This is a genomic window from Acidovorax sp. GW821-FHT10E04, assembly GCF_059415185.1.
This window is the reverse complement of sequence record NZ_JBWKMT010000008.1, coordinates 151238-164894: the sequence shown is the minus strand read 5'-3', so window position 1 is coordinate 164894 and position 13657 is coordinate 151238. Positions and strand designations below refer to the sequence as shown.

The 13657-nt window shown below is 68.9% G+C and carries 12 protein-coding genes and 1 riboswitch; of the genes, 3 read left to right on the top strand and 9 right to left on the bottom strand.

Going from position 1 to position 13657, the window contains the following annotated elements:
* Positions 1 to 9 precede the first annotated feature (9 nt).
* Positions 10 to 792 carry a 2-keto-4-pentenoate hydratase gene (locus AC07OC_RS23430; protein WP_218341264.1) on the bottom strand — a complete coding sequence of 261 codons (783 nt, stop codon included), beginning with the start codon at positions 790 to 792 and terminating at the stop codon, positions 10 to 12.
* A 215-nt stretch (positions 793 to 1007) separates the two neighbouring features.
* A riboswitch (glycine riboswitch) is annotated at positions 1008 to 1121 on the top strand.
* Positions 1122 to 1216: 95 nt separating this feature from the next.
* On the opposite strand from AC07OC_RS23430, the gene AC07OC_RS23425 reads away from it, so the two are divergent.
* Complete coding sequence (locus tag AC07OC_RS23425) at positions 1217 to 2536, top strand: D-amino acid dehydrogenase (protein WP_494602363.1); 1320 nt, start codon at positions 1217 to 1219, stop codon at positions 2534 to 2536.
* A 67-nt stretch (positions 2537 to 2603) separates the two neighbouring features.
* Here the strand turns inward: AC07OC_RS23425 and sorU are convergent, their stop codons facing one another.
* On the bottom strand, positions 2604 to 2909 hold the full coding sequence (gene sorU / locus AC07OC_RS23420) for a SorU family sulfite dehydrogenase c-type cytochrome subunit (protein WP_304505101.1): 306 nt from the start codon (positions 2907 to 2909) through the stop codon (positions 2604 to 2606).
* 140 nt (positions 2910 to 3049) lie between these two features.
* Positions 3050 to 4261: a SorT family sulfite dehydrogenase catalytic subunit gene (gene sorT / locus AC07OC_RS23415; protein WP_218296855.1), complete on the bottom strand. Its 1212-nt coding sequence runs from the start codon at positions 4259 to 4261 to the stop codon at positions 3050 to 3052.
* 220 nt (positions 4262 to 4481) lie between these two features.
* Here sorT and AC07OC_RS23410 point away from each other — a divergent pair, with 220 nt between their 5' ends.
* The gene (locus AC07OC_RS23410) at positions 4482 to 5657 is read left to right on the top strand and encodes a rhodanese-like domain-containing protein (protein WP_255591614.1); all 1176 of its coding nucleotides are present in this window, start codon (positions 4482 to 4484) and stop codon (positions 5655 to 5657) included.
* 175 nt (positions 5658 to 5832) lie between these two features.
* The gene (locus AC07OC_RS23405; protein ID WP_218296854.1) at positions 5833 to 7155 is read left to right on the top strand and encodes a hemolysin family protein; all 1323 of its coding nucleotides are present in this window, start codon (positions 5833 to 5835) and stop codon (positions 7153 to 7155) included.
* A gap of 52 nt (positions 7156 to 7207) precedes the next feature.
* On the opposite strand, the gene AC07OC_RS23400 is transcribed toward AC07OC_RS23405, so the two are convergent.
* The 6 genes from AC07OC_RS23400 to AC07OC_RS23375 all read right to left on the bottom strand — a co-directional run bounded on the left by AC07OC_RS23400 (position 7208) and on the right by AC07OC_RS23375 (position 13562).
* Positions 7208 to 8536: an FIST signal transduction protein gene (locus AC07OC_RS23400; RefSeq protein ID WP_492807955.1), complete on the bottom strand. Its 1329-nt coding sequence runs from the start codon at positions 8534 to 8536 to the stop codon at positions 7208 to 7210.
* A gap of 73 nt (positions 8537 to 8609) precedes the next feature.
* Positions 8610 to 9485 (bottom strand): PhaM family polyhydroxyalkanoate granule multifunctional regulatory protein, encoded by an 876-nt coding sequence (locus AC07OC_RS23395; RefSeq protein ID WP_492807953.1) that lies wholly within the window; start codon positions 9483 to 9485, stop codon positions 8610 to 8612.
* Between the two features lie 88 nt (positions 9486 to 9573).
* On the bottom strand, positions 9574 to 10062 hold the full coding sequence (locus AC07OC_RS23390; protein WP_218296851.1) for a copper chaperone PCu(A)C: 489 nt from the start codon (positions 10060 to 10062) through the stop codon (positions 9574 to 9576).
* 61 nt (positions 10063 to 10123) lie between these two features.
* Positions 10124 to 10684: a YcnI family copper-binding membrane protein gene (locus AC07OC_RS23385; RefSeq protein ID WP_218296850.1), complete on the bottom strand. Its 561-nt coding sequence runs from the start codon at positions 10682 to 10684 to the stop codon at positions 10124 to 10126.
* A 125-nt stretch (positions 10685 to 10809) separates the two neighbouring features.
* Entirely contained in the window at positions 10810 to 13113 is a 2304-nt protein-coding gene (locus tag AC07OC_RS23380; RefSeq protein ID WP_492807951.1) for a TonB-dependent receptor, read from the bottom strand.
* Between the two features lie 80 nt (positions 13114 to 13193).
* Entirely contained in the window at positions 13194 to 13562 is a 369-nt protein-coding gene (locus AC07OC_RS23375; protein WP_218341257.1) for a DUF2946 family protein, read from the bottom strand.
* Positions 13563 to 13657: the final 95 nt, after the last annotated feature.

Here is a 13657-nt window from a genome sequence, read left to right as displayed (position 1 = left end):
CGCCGCCGTTCAGCCCAGGTGAAGTTCGGCGCGCCCCAGGCCGGGAAACTCAGCCACCACCACCGTGCCCGGCGCCACCATCACGGTGCCGGTGCAGGACCCGGTGGTCACCCACTGTCCCGCGCGCAGCCCACCCAGGCTGTGCGCGCCGCCATTGGCCAGCCAGGCGAGCAGGCGCAAGGGATCGCCCGCCGGGTTGCCCCAGCCAGCGTGCCGCACGGCCTGCGCGCCATTCACCGACAGCACCACGGGCTGCCGCATCGGCTGCACCGACTGCGCGCTCTCCGCTCCCGACCCCACGATGAGTGCGCCATGGCAGGCCTGGTCGGCCAGCCGGCTCCACTCGCCTTGCTGCGCCCAGGCGGCGTAACGCGTGTCGCAGACCTCGATGGCCGCCCGCACCGACGCCACGGCGGACAGCACCTCGGCCTCGCTGTAGGGCTGCGCACGGGCAGGCAGATCGGCACCCAGTTCGTACACCAGTTCCGCCTCCACACCCAGCACGGCGAAGCCCGCGCAGGACAGGCGCACCGCGCCCCCGCCGGCCATCGCAAACACCGAATCGCGCGCCAGGGCCGCCCGCGCAGGCAGCGCCTGCGGCGACGCCGCGCCCACCTTCCAGCCCGCGATCTCGCCGCGCTCGCGCACCACGGCGTCCTGCACGGCATAGGCCTGGGCAGCGTTCTGGGGACGCAATGCGGCGGGCAGGTCGAGCGGACGGGGCGTGCGCCCCAGGCGGGCCATGGTGAGCACGGCCGCGCTGGTCAGCGGATCAAAGGCGGTATCGGGCATCAAGGCGTCCTGCAGAGAAAGGCGAAGGTTCCGGCGGATTATGGCCAACCCCGTGCCCGCAGCATCAGCAACGATTGCGGTTCATTAGCGCGGACAAAGCGGTTTTTGCGCGATGCGGGCTCCTAGAATGGCCCCCGCAGGAGAGTCAGCGGCCCGCCCGCTTCACCGAAGGCGCAAACTCCCATACACGCTCAGGTCCCGTACTGCACCATTCATCAAAGCCGTCTGGAGAGCCGCTTCGCGCAACGCGAAGCGCACCGAAGGAGCAAACCGCGCGCCATGTGGGCCGCGCGGTGAATCTCTCAGGTACCAAGGACAGGGGGAGCGGCAGCTTGGGCATTCATGCGCCAGCTGCACGCTATTGAATTCATAGCTGCCAGCGCATGTTGTTCTAGCGCCAGAGCCCAGAAAGGCTTTGAAAATCATGCGCGTGATCGTTTTGGGCGCCGGCTTGCTCGGCGTGACTTCGGCTTATTTCCTGCAACAGCGCGGCCACGAGGTGACCGTCATCGACCGCCAGGGTGCGCCCGGCGCCGAGACCAGCTTCGCCAACGGCGGCCAGATCTCGGTGAGCCACGCGGAGCCCTGGGCCAACCCGAGCGCGCCGCTCAAGGTGCTGCAGTGGCTGGGCAAGGAGGATGCTCCACTGCTGTTCCGCCTGCGCGCCGACATGCGGCAGTGGCTCTGGGGCCTGGACTTCTTGCGCAACTGCACGCCGGCGCGCACGCGCCACAACATCGAGCAGATCGTGCGCCTGGGCACCTACAGCCGCGACACGCTGCAGCAGTTGCGTGCGGCCACCGGCATCCAGTACGACCAGCGCACACAAGGCATCCTGCACTTCTATACCAACCAAAAGGAATTCGACGGCGCTCTGGGCCCGGCCGAACAGATGCGCGCGCTGGGCTGCGAGCGCCAGGTGATCAGCGCCGACGAGGCCGTGCGCATCGAGCCTGCCCTGGCCCATATCCGCCAGCAGCTGGCCGGAGCCACCTACACGGCCGAAGACGAATCCGGCGACGCCAACCAGTTCACACGCGAGCTGGCCAAGCTGTGTGAAGAGGCGGGCGTGCAGTTCCGCATGGGCCACCACATCACCGCGCTGCGCGAGGCAGGTGGCCGCATCGACCACGTGGAAGTGACCAATGCCGAAGGCCGCTTCGAGCGCGTGCGCGGCGATGCGTTTGTGCTGGCCATGGGCTCGTTCAGCCCACTGCTCGCGCAGCCGCTGGGCATCCAGCTGCCTATCTACCCGGCCAAGGGCTATTCGGTGACCATGCCGGTCAAGGATGCGGGCAAGGCGCACCAGGTGAGCCTCACGGACGACGAGTTCAAGCTCGTGTTCTCGCGCTACACCAGCGAACGGGGTGGCGACCGCCTGCGCATCGCCGGCACGGCCGAATTGAACGGCTACGACCGCCACCTGAACCAGGTGCGCTGCGACGCCATCGTGCGCCGCGTGGAGCAGCTGTTCCCCGGCGCGGGCGATGCCAGCCAGGCCCAGTTCTGGACCGGCCTGCGCCCCGCCACACCCAGCAACGTGCCGCTGATCGGCGCCACCAAGGTGGCCAACCTCTTCCTCAACACGGGCCACGGCACGCTGGGCTGGACCCACGCCTGCGGCTCGGGCAAGGCCCTGGCCGACATCGTGAGCGGCCGGGTGCCCGAGGTGGACTTTGCATTCCAGGGTCTGCAGGGGTGCGCTCCCGACAAGGCGCTGGTGCCATCGCGCACCACGGCCTGAACGGGAGCACAGCGGGGTTGCAGCACCGCCGCGCAGGCGGCGCTGCCACCACGGGCCAGCGCCCGGCCTACCTGGCAGCGCCCGTGGCGTGCGCCACGAACTGCGCCACGGCCTGCATGTCCTTCTCGCTCATGCGTTCGGCATACGAAGGCATCACGCCGATGCCCGCCTTGAGCGCGCGCAGCACGCGGCCCGCATCGGGCTTGAGCTCATCCAGCACCGGGCCCACCTGCCCCTCGGCACCGGCGGCCTGCAGCGTGTGGCACACGGCGCAAGCAGGCTGGATCTTGATGAACAGCTCCTTGCCCCGCGCCAGCTCGGCGGCATCCGCCGCCCAGCCGGCACCCGTCCACAGCAGCAGCACGCTCGACATGGCCGCGAGCGCAGGCACGCGCAAATGCTGGAAACCGATGCGCCCCAGCACCAGTGCCACCGCGGATCTGGCACGGCCAGTCCGGGGGGCGCGCTCCCCTCCAGGGGGGAAGGCGCGCAGCGTCTCAGGGGGGCGCCCGGTCACGCTGCGGTCACCGTGACCGCATGGTCGCGCCAGCTCGCGTTGTTGTAGCCGCCCAGGTTTTCCTCGCGCTGCTCGGCCTGCACATTGCCTGCGGCATCGGTGGCGCGGCTGGCCAGCACGTGCGTGCCCGCCGCCAGCGTGACCGGCAGCACGAACTGGCGCCACGCGAACTTGCCCAGATCGGGGCCGATGAGCCGCGCGGCCTGCCAGGTCTTGCCGCCGTCCACCGAGACCTCCACGCCCTTGATGGCCTGCGTGCCGCCAAAGGCCACGCCATGCACCTGCACCTGGCCGGCCTTGAGGGGGCCCTTCTCGGGCAGGGGGCCATTGATCCAGGACTTGACGCCCATCTCCCACACCGACGGCTGGTCGGGGCTGGCCTTGGAGCCGGGGGGCGACATGCGGTAGCCGTGCGACATGATGCGCGCCTGCGACTGTGCGCCGGTGAAGGCCACGCGCTTGACGTACTTGATGTTGTTCACGCCCTGGTAGCCCGGCACCACCAGCCGCAGCGGGCCGCCGTGCGCCAGCGAGATGGGCTCGCCATTCATTTCCCAGGCCAGCAGCGCGTCCTCGGTGGCCTTGATGGGCACGGAGCGCTCCACCAGCACGGACAGCGGGTCCACGCCCTCGGGCAGCTTCTCACCCCCCGTGCCCGTGAGGTAGGCCGCGCCATCGGCGAGCCCGCCCAGCGCCGCCACCACATTGCGCAGCGGCACGCCGCTCCACACGACGCACCCCGCCGCGCCCACGGCCCAGGGCGTGCCGCTGGGCTTGCTGGGGAAGAAGCCACGCCCGTTGCCCGAGCACTGCAGCACGGTGGCCACGGTTTCCACGCCCAGGGTCTTGAGCTCGGCCAGGGTGAGGCTGCGCGGGTTCTTCACGCCTTCGACCGACACCGTCCAGGCGTCCCGGTTGTCCAGGATGGCCGCGTCGGGCGCAGGCAGGTTGTTGCGCACATACAGCTGGTTGGAGGGCGTGATGACACTGGTGCCGAAAGCCGAGCGCCGGGTTTCCAGCGTGCTGCTGCTGTGCACGATGAGCGCATCGGAAGACTTCCATCCCGCGTACGCGGGCAGCGGCTTGGCGGGGCTGGCGGCCTGCTGCGCCCTGGCGCTGCCGGTCCATCCGGCCAGGCCCAGCGCGCTCAAGGCAGCGGCGCTTCCGGCCAGCATGTGGCGGCGCGGCAATGTCATGGAATCTTTCATGGAAACGGTCTCCAAAATAATGATTGAACAGGCAGGCTCGCGACAGCGGTGGGCAGGCCCCCGGCTTTCAGCCTAGGCCGCATTCTGTGCGGCAGCCCCTGCGCACCGCGCGCGACATGGCGTTAGTAAACGTAACAAATACAAAACATCGGAAACATTCGTACGCAGATACGGAGGGCGTGGGCATATTCGCCCTTTCTTTTGAGAGAGGGCGCGCGCCATGAACACTGACTGGAGACCCATGGGCGGCAAGCTCGCGGTGCTGCTTTTCGCGTGCGCGGCCTGTGCCGTGGCGCAGGCCCAGCTCACCGCCATGGTGGCGGTGGAGCCCACGGCCCGCAAGGCGGCCCACTCCATCCTGCGCACGGCCGCCGAGTCCGGGCTCTCCAAGGCGGCCGGCCAGACGGTGGCCCTGGCCACCAGCGACGAACTGGCCGACGTGATGCGCGCCACGCGCAGCGCCAGCCACGACATCTTCATCGGCCCCGCCCAGGTGGCCGCTTCCGCCCTGCAGCGCGGCTATGAACTGGTGGGCGCGACGCAGAAATCGGACAGGTACCTGCTGGTCGGCCTGCCGCAGATCGACGCGGTGCCGGCGATGAAGGGCCGCAGGCTCTACCTGCCCCAGCAGGATTCGCTCTATACCTACATGGCGCGCGGCATGCTCAACGAGGCGGGCCTGTCGTTCCAGGACCTGCGGGCCGTGCAGTACGAGAAGTTTCCCCAGGCGGGACTCACGGCCCTGACGCTGGGCACGGCCGACGCCACCGTGGTGCGGGAGGACGAGTGGGCGGAATGGTCCGCCGCGCACCCGGGCACCGCGCGCGTGCTGGCCACCTCGCAGCCGGTGCCGGGCGGGTTTTCCATCGTGGTGAAGAAGGACCTGCCCGCTGATGCGCGCGGCAAGCTGGCCCAGTGGTTTGGCGGGGCCTCGTCCGCCACCGGCCTGCCCCCGGTCGCCGTGCGCCCCGAGGCCGCGGAGTACCGGCGCGTTGCGGAGCTCGGCCTCTTCACGCCCACCAGCCTGCCCGGGGTGAACCGCATCACCGCGCGCGAGGCGCAGAGCCTGCAGGCCCAGGGCGCGACGCTGGTGGACACGCGCACCGAAAAGGAATTCAAGACCCGGCGCATCCGGGGCGCCGTGTTTGCCGCCTATGTGGAAAAGAGCCTCAAGGACGTGGCGTTCAACGCGGCCCAGGACGATTTCCAGGCGCTCGACAAGATTCCCAGCCTGGACAAGGCCAAGCCCGTGATCTTTGCCTGCAACGGCGCCGAATGCTGGAAGTCCTACAAGGCGGCCAAGGTGGCGGCGGCCAAGGGCTTCAAGTCCGTGTACTGGCTGCGCGGCGGGCTGCCCGAGTGGGACGCGACCGGGCTGCCCACCGAAGGCGGCTGAGCACGCGGCGCACGGGCCGCCACGGACCCCGCGCCAGGCCTGCCCTGCGGCCTGCGCGCCCTGCACCATCGGGTGCCGCGCGCGCAGGCGCCGTGGCCCTTGGGAAACCCGCCGCGCCCCCGTCCTTACAATCCCATACTCATCAACACCCAAGGGCGTGCAAGGCGCCCTTTGTATGGAAATAGCAATACTGTTCGCCCTCATCCTCCTCAACGGCCTGTTTGCCATGTCCGAGATCGCCCTGGTCACGGCCCGCAAAGCCCGGCTGCAGAAGCTGATCGATGAGGGCGATAGCGGCGCCGCCGCCGCCGTGAAGCTGGGCGAGGACCCCACCCGCTTCCTCTCCACCATCCAGATCGGCATCACGTCGATCGGCGTCCTCAACGGTATCGTGGGCGAGGCCGCGCTGGCCGCGCCGCTCGCGTCCTGGCTGGAGTCGCTGGGCGTGCCGCTGCCCTATGGCGGTTATGCGGCCACGGGGCTGGTGGTGGTGCTGATCACGTACTTCTCCATCGTCGTGGGCGAGCTCGTGCCCAAGCGCATCGGCCAGTCGTACCCCGAGACCTTCGCCCGGCTCGTCGCGCGGCCCATCAACTTCCTGGCGCTGGCCACCAAGCCGTTCGTGCTGCTGCTGTCCACGTCCACGCGCACGCTGCTGCGCCTCCTGGGCGTGAAGGAAACCAGCGGCAGCCCCGTGACCGAGGAAGAGATCCACGCCATGCTGGTGGAAGGCACCACGGCCGGCGTGATCGAGTCGCACGAGCACACCATGGTGCGCAACGTGTTCCGGCTCGATGACCGCCAGATCGGCTCGCTCATGGTGCCGCGCGGCGACGTGGTGTGCCTGGACATCGATGCGCCGTTCGAAGACAACCTGCAGCGCATCGAAGAATCCGACCATGCCCGCTTTCCCGTGGTGCGCGGCGGCATGGACAACATCCTGGGCGTGCTCAACGCGCGCCAGTGGCTGTCGCGCACGCTGCGCGACCGCGCCCACGGCCTGACCCAGCAGACGCTGCAGACCGCGCTGTACGTGCCCGAAACCATCACGGGGATGGAGCTGCTGGACAACTTCCGGCTGTCGGACGTGCACATGGCTTTTGTCATCGACGAGTACGGCGAGGTGCAGGGCATCGTGACGCTGCAGGACCTGATCGAGGCCATCACCGGCGAGTTCCAGCCGCGCGACCCCGAGACCTCGTGGGCGCTGCAGCGCGAGGACGGCAGCTGGCTGCTGGACGGCCACATTCCCGTGCCCGAGCTGAAGGACCGCCTGAACCTGGACACCGTGCCCGAGGAGGAGCGCGGCCGCTACCACACGCTCAGCGGCATGATCATGCTGCTGACCGGCCGCCTGCCCAAGGTGACCGACACGGTGCAGTGGGAGAACTGGAAGCTCGAAGTGGTGGACATGGACGGCAAGACCATCGACAAGATCCTGGCCACGCGGCTGACGCCCGAGGAAAAAGCCGAGTCCGACGAGAACGGCGCGGGCTGACCGGCGTTGGCGATTGCGGGGGCTGCCGCACCAGCCCGCCCCCTCTTCTACATCAGGACTGTGAGGGCTCGCCGTCCACAAACACGGTCAACACGCCGGTGTAGCCGTACAGATGGTGGTGGGCAATCTCGCCGCCCGCAAAAAAACCGGCCAGCGGCACATCGCCCAGCGCGTGGCGCACGATCTGCAGTTCGGCGCTGGGGCCGCCAAAATGCGGGCCGCCACGGCCCGAGCAGCTCACGTAGATCGCGCCGCAGATGCGCCGGCCCGCCTGCGGGGCGAGGCTGCCCTGGCCGCCCGCGGCGGGCCCGGCGGCCGCGCCCGCCGCGGCATCCGAGACCAGCGGCACGGGCTCCAGCTCCTCTGGCGACAGTTCCTCGCGGATCTCGGCGCAGATGCGCATGAGGTCGGCGCGCGCCGCGGCCACGTTGCGCTGGCAGAACGCCAGGTGCATGCCGGCCTCGACCTTGTCGGCCAGCGCCACGCCCCGGCGGGCGCCGTCCAGCCCCACGATGTGCCGCACCCGCGTGTCGGTGCCGAAGTGGCCCGTGCGGCGCTGGCCCTGGGGCTGCTCGCCCGCGCTGACCAGGCCCGCCAGCGTGGCGCGCACCTTGCGCAGGGCGGGCTGGGGATCTCCGTCGAGCGTGACGTCCAGCGTCTCCAGCAGCACGTCCAGCGCGGGTTCGCCGTCGAGCTGCAGCACCACGTTCTCCTGCGCGTCGGTGATGGTGCGCAGCGCCCCCACGGGCTGGCAACCCTGCGTGACGCGCGACACCAGCGCCACGCCGGCGCCAAACGCCACGCCCGACAGGCCGCCATCGAACACGCCGCCCGCCGCGCCCTGCCCGGCCATGTTCCCATCGCCCCCCACGGCGAACTGCACGCTCGCGCCGCGGCTTGCGCTCAGGCCCCCAAAGAGATAGCCCGTATCGGTGCGGGCCGCCATCTCCGCCAGCAGTTCGGCCAGCTCGGGCGTCTGGCCATCGGCATGCACCAGCGCGGTGTGCGCGACGAAGCCGCTGGCCGGGTGGCGCGGGTGGTTGGGCAACGGTGCCACGCCCGAGAACACGCGGTACTGGTCGGCGGGTACATCGAGCAGCATCACCGACAGCGCGGGCTCGTCAAAGTACTCGGCATTGTTGGCCGATACGCCCACGCCCACGGTGCCGCTCCAGTCCGTGACCTCGGGCAGTTCGCCACTGAGGTGGTCGAGCAGCGCCTGGGCCTCGCTGGCGTAGTGGTCGGTGATGTAGAGCAAGCCCAGCGTGGGCGCCGAGGCGTATTCGGACAGCGCCATCTGGGCGCGCAACTGCGCCAGAACCAGCGCGGCGGCCATGCGCCACTGGGGATGGGTGGCGTGGCCGGAAGGGAAAAGCTTCATGGTGTGGATCTCCGTGCCAGGGGCGGTGGCGGGGTGTCGGGCCCCCACGGGTTGCCACCCGCCCGCGTTGGCGTCAGCCCGCCCGCTTGCGGGCCGCCGGGCTGCGGGTGCTGCTGCCGGTTTTTTTGGCGGCGGGTTTCGCCGTGGTCTTGCGGGCCGCGGGCTTCTTGGTGGCGGCGGTCTTCCTGGCGGTGCCCGCCGCCGCGGCACGCTTGGCGCCGCCCTGCATGGTCTGCATGCCCTTGGCGGCGAACTGGGTGGCCATGCCGGTGGCCGTCTTGAGGGCTTCCTTGGCGAGGCCCGTGGCCATGTTCTTGGTGGTGTCGATGGCGGTCTGCTTGGCCGCGTCCTTCATGGCGTTGGCGGCGATCTGCTGGAACTGGCCGGTGAGCGCACCCCACCACTGCATCGGGTCCACCACGGTGGGCGCGGCGGCGGCCGATGCCGCCTTGCTGCCCTTCGCCTTGGCCTTGGCGGGCTGGGCGGCGGGCTCGGCGTCCTCGCCTTCGTCTTCTTCTGCTTCTTCGGCGGGGCTCGCGCGGCCCGTGACGCGGGCGGCGGCACCAGCGACGGCGCCGGCCGCGCCGCTCACCGTGTCGGCGGCTTTCTGCACGCCGCTCATCACGGTGTCGGCGGTCTTGAGCTTGAAGGCATTGGCCACGTCACCCATGCTGAAGTTCATGCCCTTGAGCGTGGCCAGGGTCATCTTTTGCACCTCCAGCGCCTGGATGGTGGCGGCCAGCGCGCGCGAGTTCTGCTCCAGCCAGAACTGCACGGCCTTGAGTTCGTCGATGCGCTTTTCGAGCTCTTCCACGCTGATGGTGGGCGCTACCCAGTTGCTCAGGTTGGGCAACTGCGGAATGCTGCTGGACGCCCCCTTGGCCAGGCTCTGCAGAAAGTCAAAACCGGGAACAAGTTTGCCGAAACCGAAATTCGATGTGTCGCTCATGGCCGCTCCGCAAGAGGTGGGTCTGTGGTGGGGTCACAGCTTACTCCAATGCGTTGCGGCCGCGAAGGCAGTGGCGCAGGCCAAATCCTCAGTGTTTGTGCTCATGCGCCTTGGCGCCGCCGGGCGCCGACGTGCCCACGGGCACGCTCAGCTCCAGCTTGCTCTCCGCGCCCTTGGCGTCCTGGAACACCAGCGTGATGGGCACCGAGCTGTCCTTGGCCAGCGGGGCCTTCAGGTCCAGCAGCATGACGTGGTAGCCACCGGGCTTGAGCTCCACGGTCTTGCCCGCGGGCAGGTCCAGCGCGGGCACGGCGCGCATCTTCATCACGTCGCCTTCCATTTTCATCTCGTGCACTTCGGTGACGCCCGCAGCGGGCGACTCGGCGCGCACCAGGCGAGCGCCGTCCCGGGCGGTCAGCTGCATGAATGCTCCGGTGCCCTTCTGGCCCTGCACGCTGGCGCGCGCCCAGGCGCCTTCGACCTTGACGGCGGCGGTCTGTGCCCACGCAGCAGGGGCGCTGGCCAGGGTCGCGGCCAGTGTGGAAACGAGGGCGGCGGTGCGAAGCAGTTTTTTCATGATGGATGTCTTTCGGATATCAGAAGGAAAATTGGATGGAACAAGCCCGTGGGCCTGACTGTCAATGATGGTGGGCAACGCCGCCGCCCGTGGGCAGAATCTCCAGCGCCGCCGCAGGGGACTTCAGGTCCGAAAGTTTCTGGCCCGCCTTGGGCACGTCAGTCCAGTCGTTCCGGCCTTCGGCGCAGGCCTGGCGCACGGGCCAGTACACGGTGCCCGCCTGCTCGGGCGCCTGGGCCACGAGCACGAACTCATCGTAGTGCGCGCTTTGCAGCATGTCCTCCGGGGTCTTGGCCGTCCAGGTGATGCGCACCACGTCCTCGGTGATGCTGCGGCCGTGGCTGGTGTACGGCTGGGCCAGCTTGTCGCGTTGCACATCGAGCGTCCAGCCCGGCTTGGGCATGGGGCGCGCGCCGCGCATGCCGGCCGGGATGTCCACCGCGATCTGCCGCGTGGGCGACGCGCCGCAGCCGTGGCCGACCTTGAAGCTCGCCTTGTAGCTGGCGCCCGCCGGGGCCACCTGGTATTCGAGCACCACATGGGCGGATGCAGAGCCCAAAATGCCTGCAGCGCTTAACAGTAAAGCGGTAGCCGCTATATTTTTCATAGTATTTGATTTCATATTCAGACCTTTCATTTCAACGATGCATTGCATTCAACACTGGCGCGCCCGAGGCGAGCGCCGCCGCGGAACCGGCTTCGCCGGGCCGCTGGAGGCGTCCCCCTTGGGGGATGCGGCGAAGCCGCTCAGGGGGCTATCTTTAGTTCTGCCATGTAGGTGCGCTGCGGGTAGGGGTGGAAGTTCCAGAACTGGTAGTTGTTGAGGTTGTCGATGCCCACGGCGGCGCTCACCTGCTTGGTGATCTGGTAGCGCACGCGCACGTCGGTGGTGAAGTAGCGGCTCGCGCCCTGGTAGGCAAAACCGTTCACATCGGTGTTGTCCAGCGTGCTGTACTGCCTGCCGCTGTAGCGCGCGCCCAGGGTGTACGACCATTTGTCGTCCGGCCGGTACGTGGCCACGGCACTCGCGCGCCACTCGGGGATGCGCGGCTGCCACTTGCCCACGCTGGCGGGAAACTTGTCGTTGCGGGTGATCCTGGAGTCCGTCCAGGTCAGGCTTGACCCGAGGTCGAGCCCACGCAGGAGCACATTGGCGGCCTGGTACGACAGCTCGATGCCCTTGGTGCGGATGGCGTCCACGTTCTGCACGTTGGTCACGTTGGGCGTGACGAGCACGTTGGTCTGCGAATACAGCGCGTCCCTGGTGCGCTCGAAGAACGCGGTCAGGCGCAGCAGCCCATTGCCCATATCGCGCTCGGCCGTGAGCTCGGTGGTCCAGCTCTTTTCGGGTTTCAGGTTCGGGTCGTTGTTGATGAGCGTGCCGCTGCCGCTGATGCCCCCCTGGTACAGCTCGGCCACGGTGGGCATGCGCACCGCGCGGCCGGTGGAGGCTTTCAGCACCCACAGGTCGCTGGCCTGCCAGGCCACGGCGGCCTTGGGCGAGAAGTACGTCTCGTTGCGCCTGGGGTGGTTCACCGTGGTGGTGGCGTTGCCGGTCTGGCCGTGGCTGGCGCTCCAGCGTTCGGCGCGGGCGCCCAGGACGGCCTTCCATTGGGGCGCGATCTTCCAGGTGTCTTGCGCCCACAGGCCCAGCAGCTGTGTGTCGCCGTTGAACGCCTGGTTGCGGGCGCCCGCAGCACCGTTGATCCAGTTCGCCGTGGCGTTCTCCACCGTGCGCAGCTGGTAGCTGTCGCGCTGCAGGCCGAAGTCCACGATGTGCGCGCCCTGGACGCCCTCTGGCCGCCAGGTGCCTTTGGCCGCCAGCGTGTTCCAGCCCGTGCCCTTGCTGTTGACGATGCGGCCCGCGCCGCCATGCAACGCGGTGGGCATCGCCACCGTCGCGGCACGCAGGGTGTCGGTCTGGTAGTCGTACAGGCTGGCGGCCACTTCCCAGTCGAACGTGCCCTGCGTGTGGCTCTTGACCGAGAGCCCGTGCATGAAGTGCGTGAGGTTCTCGTTGGACACATTGAAGTCGGTGGGCGCCAGCGTGTACGAGCGGCCGTTGATGTTGACCGTGCCGCCGTACACCGCATTGCCGTTGGCGTCGCGCAGGTAGCTGGCGGGGCGCCCTTCGGATTCGTTGTGCCACCAGCCCAGGGTGTAGGCCGCGCGCACGGTGGGCGAGACGTCGTAGGCGATCTTGGCCTTGATGTGGTCTTGCTGCGTGTGGTACTGCGTGGCCGTGCCCAGCAGGTACCAGGGCTGGTTGCCGCGGTTGTCGCCCAGCACGGCACCCGTCACCGGCGTGCCTGCATGGCCCACGGCGCCTGCAGACACGAGGCGCGTGGGGAAGGTGAGCGGCTGGCCCTCGCTGTCGGTCTTGTTGAAGTTGAGGAACCACGACCAGTCGCCATTCTTGTTGCCCACCGAGGCGCTGACCTGCTTGCCCGCGTAGGTGGCGCTGGTGCCGTACAGATCGAACGGCTGGTGCTGGTAGCTCACCTGCGCATGCGCCTCGAACTTTGTCGGCATGCGCGTCACATAGTCCACCACCGCGCCCACCGAGTTGCCGGCGTAGGCGGCGGAGAACGGGCCGTAGAGCACGTCCACGCGCTCGATCTCCTCGGGCGTGACCAGCATCCAGCGCGGCGCGTTGGTGGGGCCGTTGCCCAGGTAATTGCTCAGCAGGATGCCGTCGGCGAACACCATGGACCGCGCCGGGTTGCCCGTGCCCGAGGCGCGGGTGGACAGCACGGCGTGGTTGTAGTCGCCGATGTAGCGCTTGCGCACCAGCAGGCTGGGCAGGTACTTGAGCGCGTCTTCGCTGTCGGTGGCGTTGATCGAGTGCTCGATCTGCTCGCGCGTCACGCCCTCGATGGTGGTGGGAATCTGCGTGGGCAGCGACGTGGGCTGGCCGCCGGTGATGGTGACCACGCCCAGCTCCTTGACGGGCGTGCTGCTGTCAGCGGTCTGGGCCCACGCGGGCACGGCCCAGGACAGGGCAAGGGGAAAGGCGCCGGCCACGGCCAGCGCCATGCGGCTTTTGCGCATGGGAACTCCTGAATTTCAAGCCAAATAGGCCGTCAGCGCTTATCCATCAAGCGCAAACAGCTATCAAACAAATAGCAATTTCAGGAGAAAGCGGGGGGCCCGCGCGGCGGCAGCGGCGCGGCGGTGCGCGCAGCGATGTGCGCGGCGGGGATGGGGCGCAGGGCGTGCGCCAGGGGGTGGACCACGGGCAGCCGGGCCTGGGACACGGGAGGCGGAGCGCCGACATGCGCGCACAGGGGGCAATCCAGCGTGTGGCTGGACATCTCCTGCATGCCATCGTCGGTCTTGACCAGCAGCTTGATCGCGCCCGAACCCGAGCAGATCAGCTCCATCGCCTGGGGGTTGACCAGGGGCGAGGCCACGGCCACGCCGATGGACAGGACAAACCACGCCAGCACAAGGCGGGCGAGCCAGCGAAGGCCGCGGATGGTTTGCAGGGAGGAAGGCATGGCAGGGTGATTGTAGGTGGCCCGGCCCCGGCCGCCTTGATCAGGGTCATCTGCGCGACGGACGCGGCAGGAGCGCCCGCCTACCATGCGCCTGT

Excerpts from the sequence above, each read along its gene's own strand:
- AC07OC_RS23430 (WP_218341264.1), bottom strand. The coding sequence starts at position 792 with ATGCCCGATACCGCCTTTGATCCGCTGACCAGCGCGGCCGTGCTCACC.
- AC07OC_RS23425 (WP_494602363.1), top strand. The coding sequence starts at position 1,217 with ATGCGCGTGATCGTTTTGGGCGCCGGCTTGCTCGGCGTGACTTCGGCT.
- sorU (WP_304505101.1), bottom strand. The coding sequence starts at position 2,909 with ATGTCGAGCGTGCTGCTGCTGTGGACGGGTGCCGGCTGGGCGGCGGAT.
- sorT (WP_218296855.1), bottom strand. The coding sequence starts at position 4,261 with ATGAAAGATTCCATGACATTGCCGCGCCGCCACATGCTGGCCGGAAGC.
- AC07OC_RS23410 (WP_255591614.1), top strand. The coding sequence starts at position 4,482 with ATGAACACTGACTGGAGACCCATGGGCGGCAAGCTCGCGGTGCTGCTT.
- AC07OC_RS23405 (WP_218296854.1), top strand. The coding sequence starts at position 5,833 with ATGGAAATAGCAATACTGTTCGCCCTCATCCTCCTCAACGGCCTGTTT.
- AC07OC_RS23400 (WP_492807955.1), bottom strand. The coding sequence starts at position 8,536 with ATGAAGCTTTTCCCTTCCGGCCACGCCACCCATCCCCAGTGGCGCATG.
- AC07OC_RS23395 (WP_492807953.1), bottom strand. The coding sequence starts at position 9,485 with ATGAGCGACACATCGAATTTCGGTTTCGGCAAACTTGTTCCCGGTTTT.
- AC07OC_RS23390 (WP_218296851.1), bottom strand. The coding sequence starts at position 10,062 with ATGAAAAAACTGCTTCGCACCGCCGCCCTCGTTTCCACACTGGCCGCG.
- AC07OC_RS23385 (WP_218296850.1), bottom strand. The coding sequence starts at position 10,684 with ATGAAATCAAATACTATGAAAAATATAGCGGCTACCGCTTTACTGTTA.
- AC07OC_RS23380 (WP_492807951.1), bottom strand. The coding sequence starts at position 13,113 with ATGCGCAAAAGCCGCATGGCGCTGGCCGTGGCCGGCGCCTTTCCCCTT.
- AC07OC_RS23375 (WP_218341257.1), bottom strand. The coding sequence starts at position 13,562 with ATGCCTTCCTCCCTGCAAACCATCCGCGGCCTTCGCTGGCTCGCCCGC.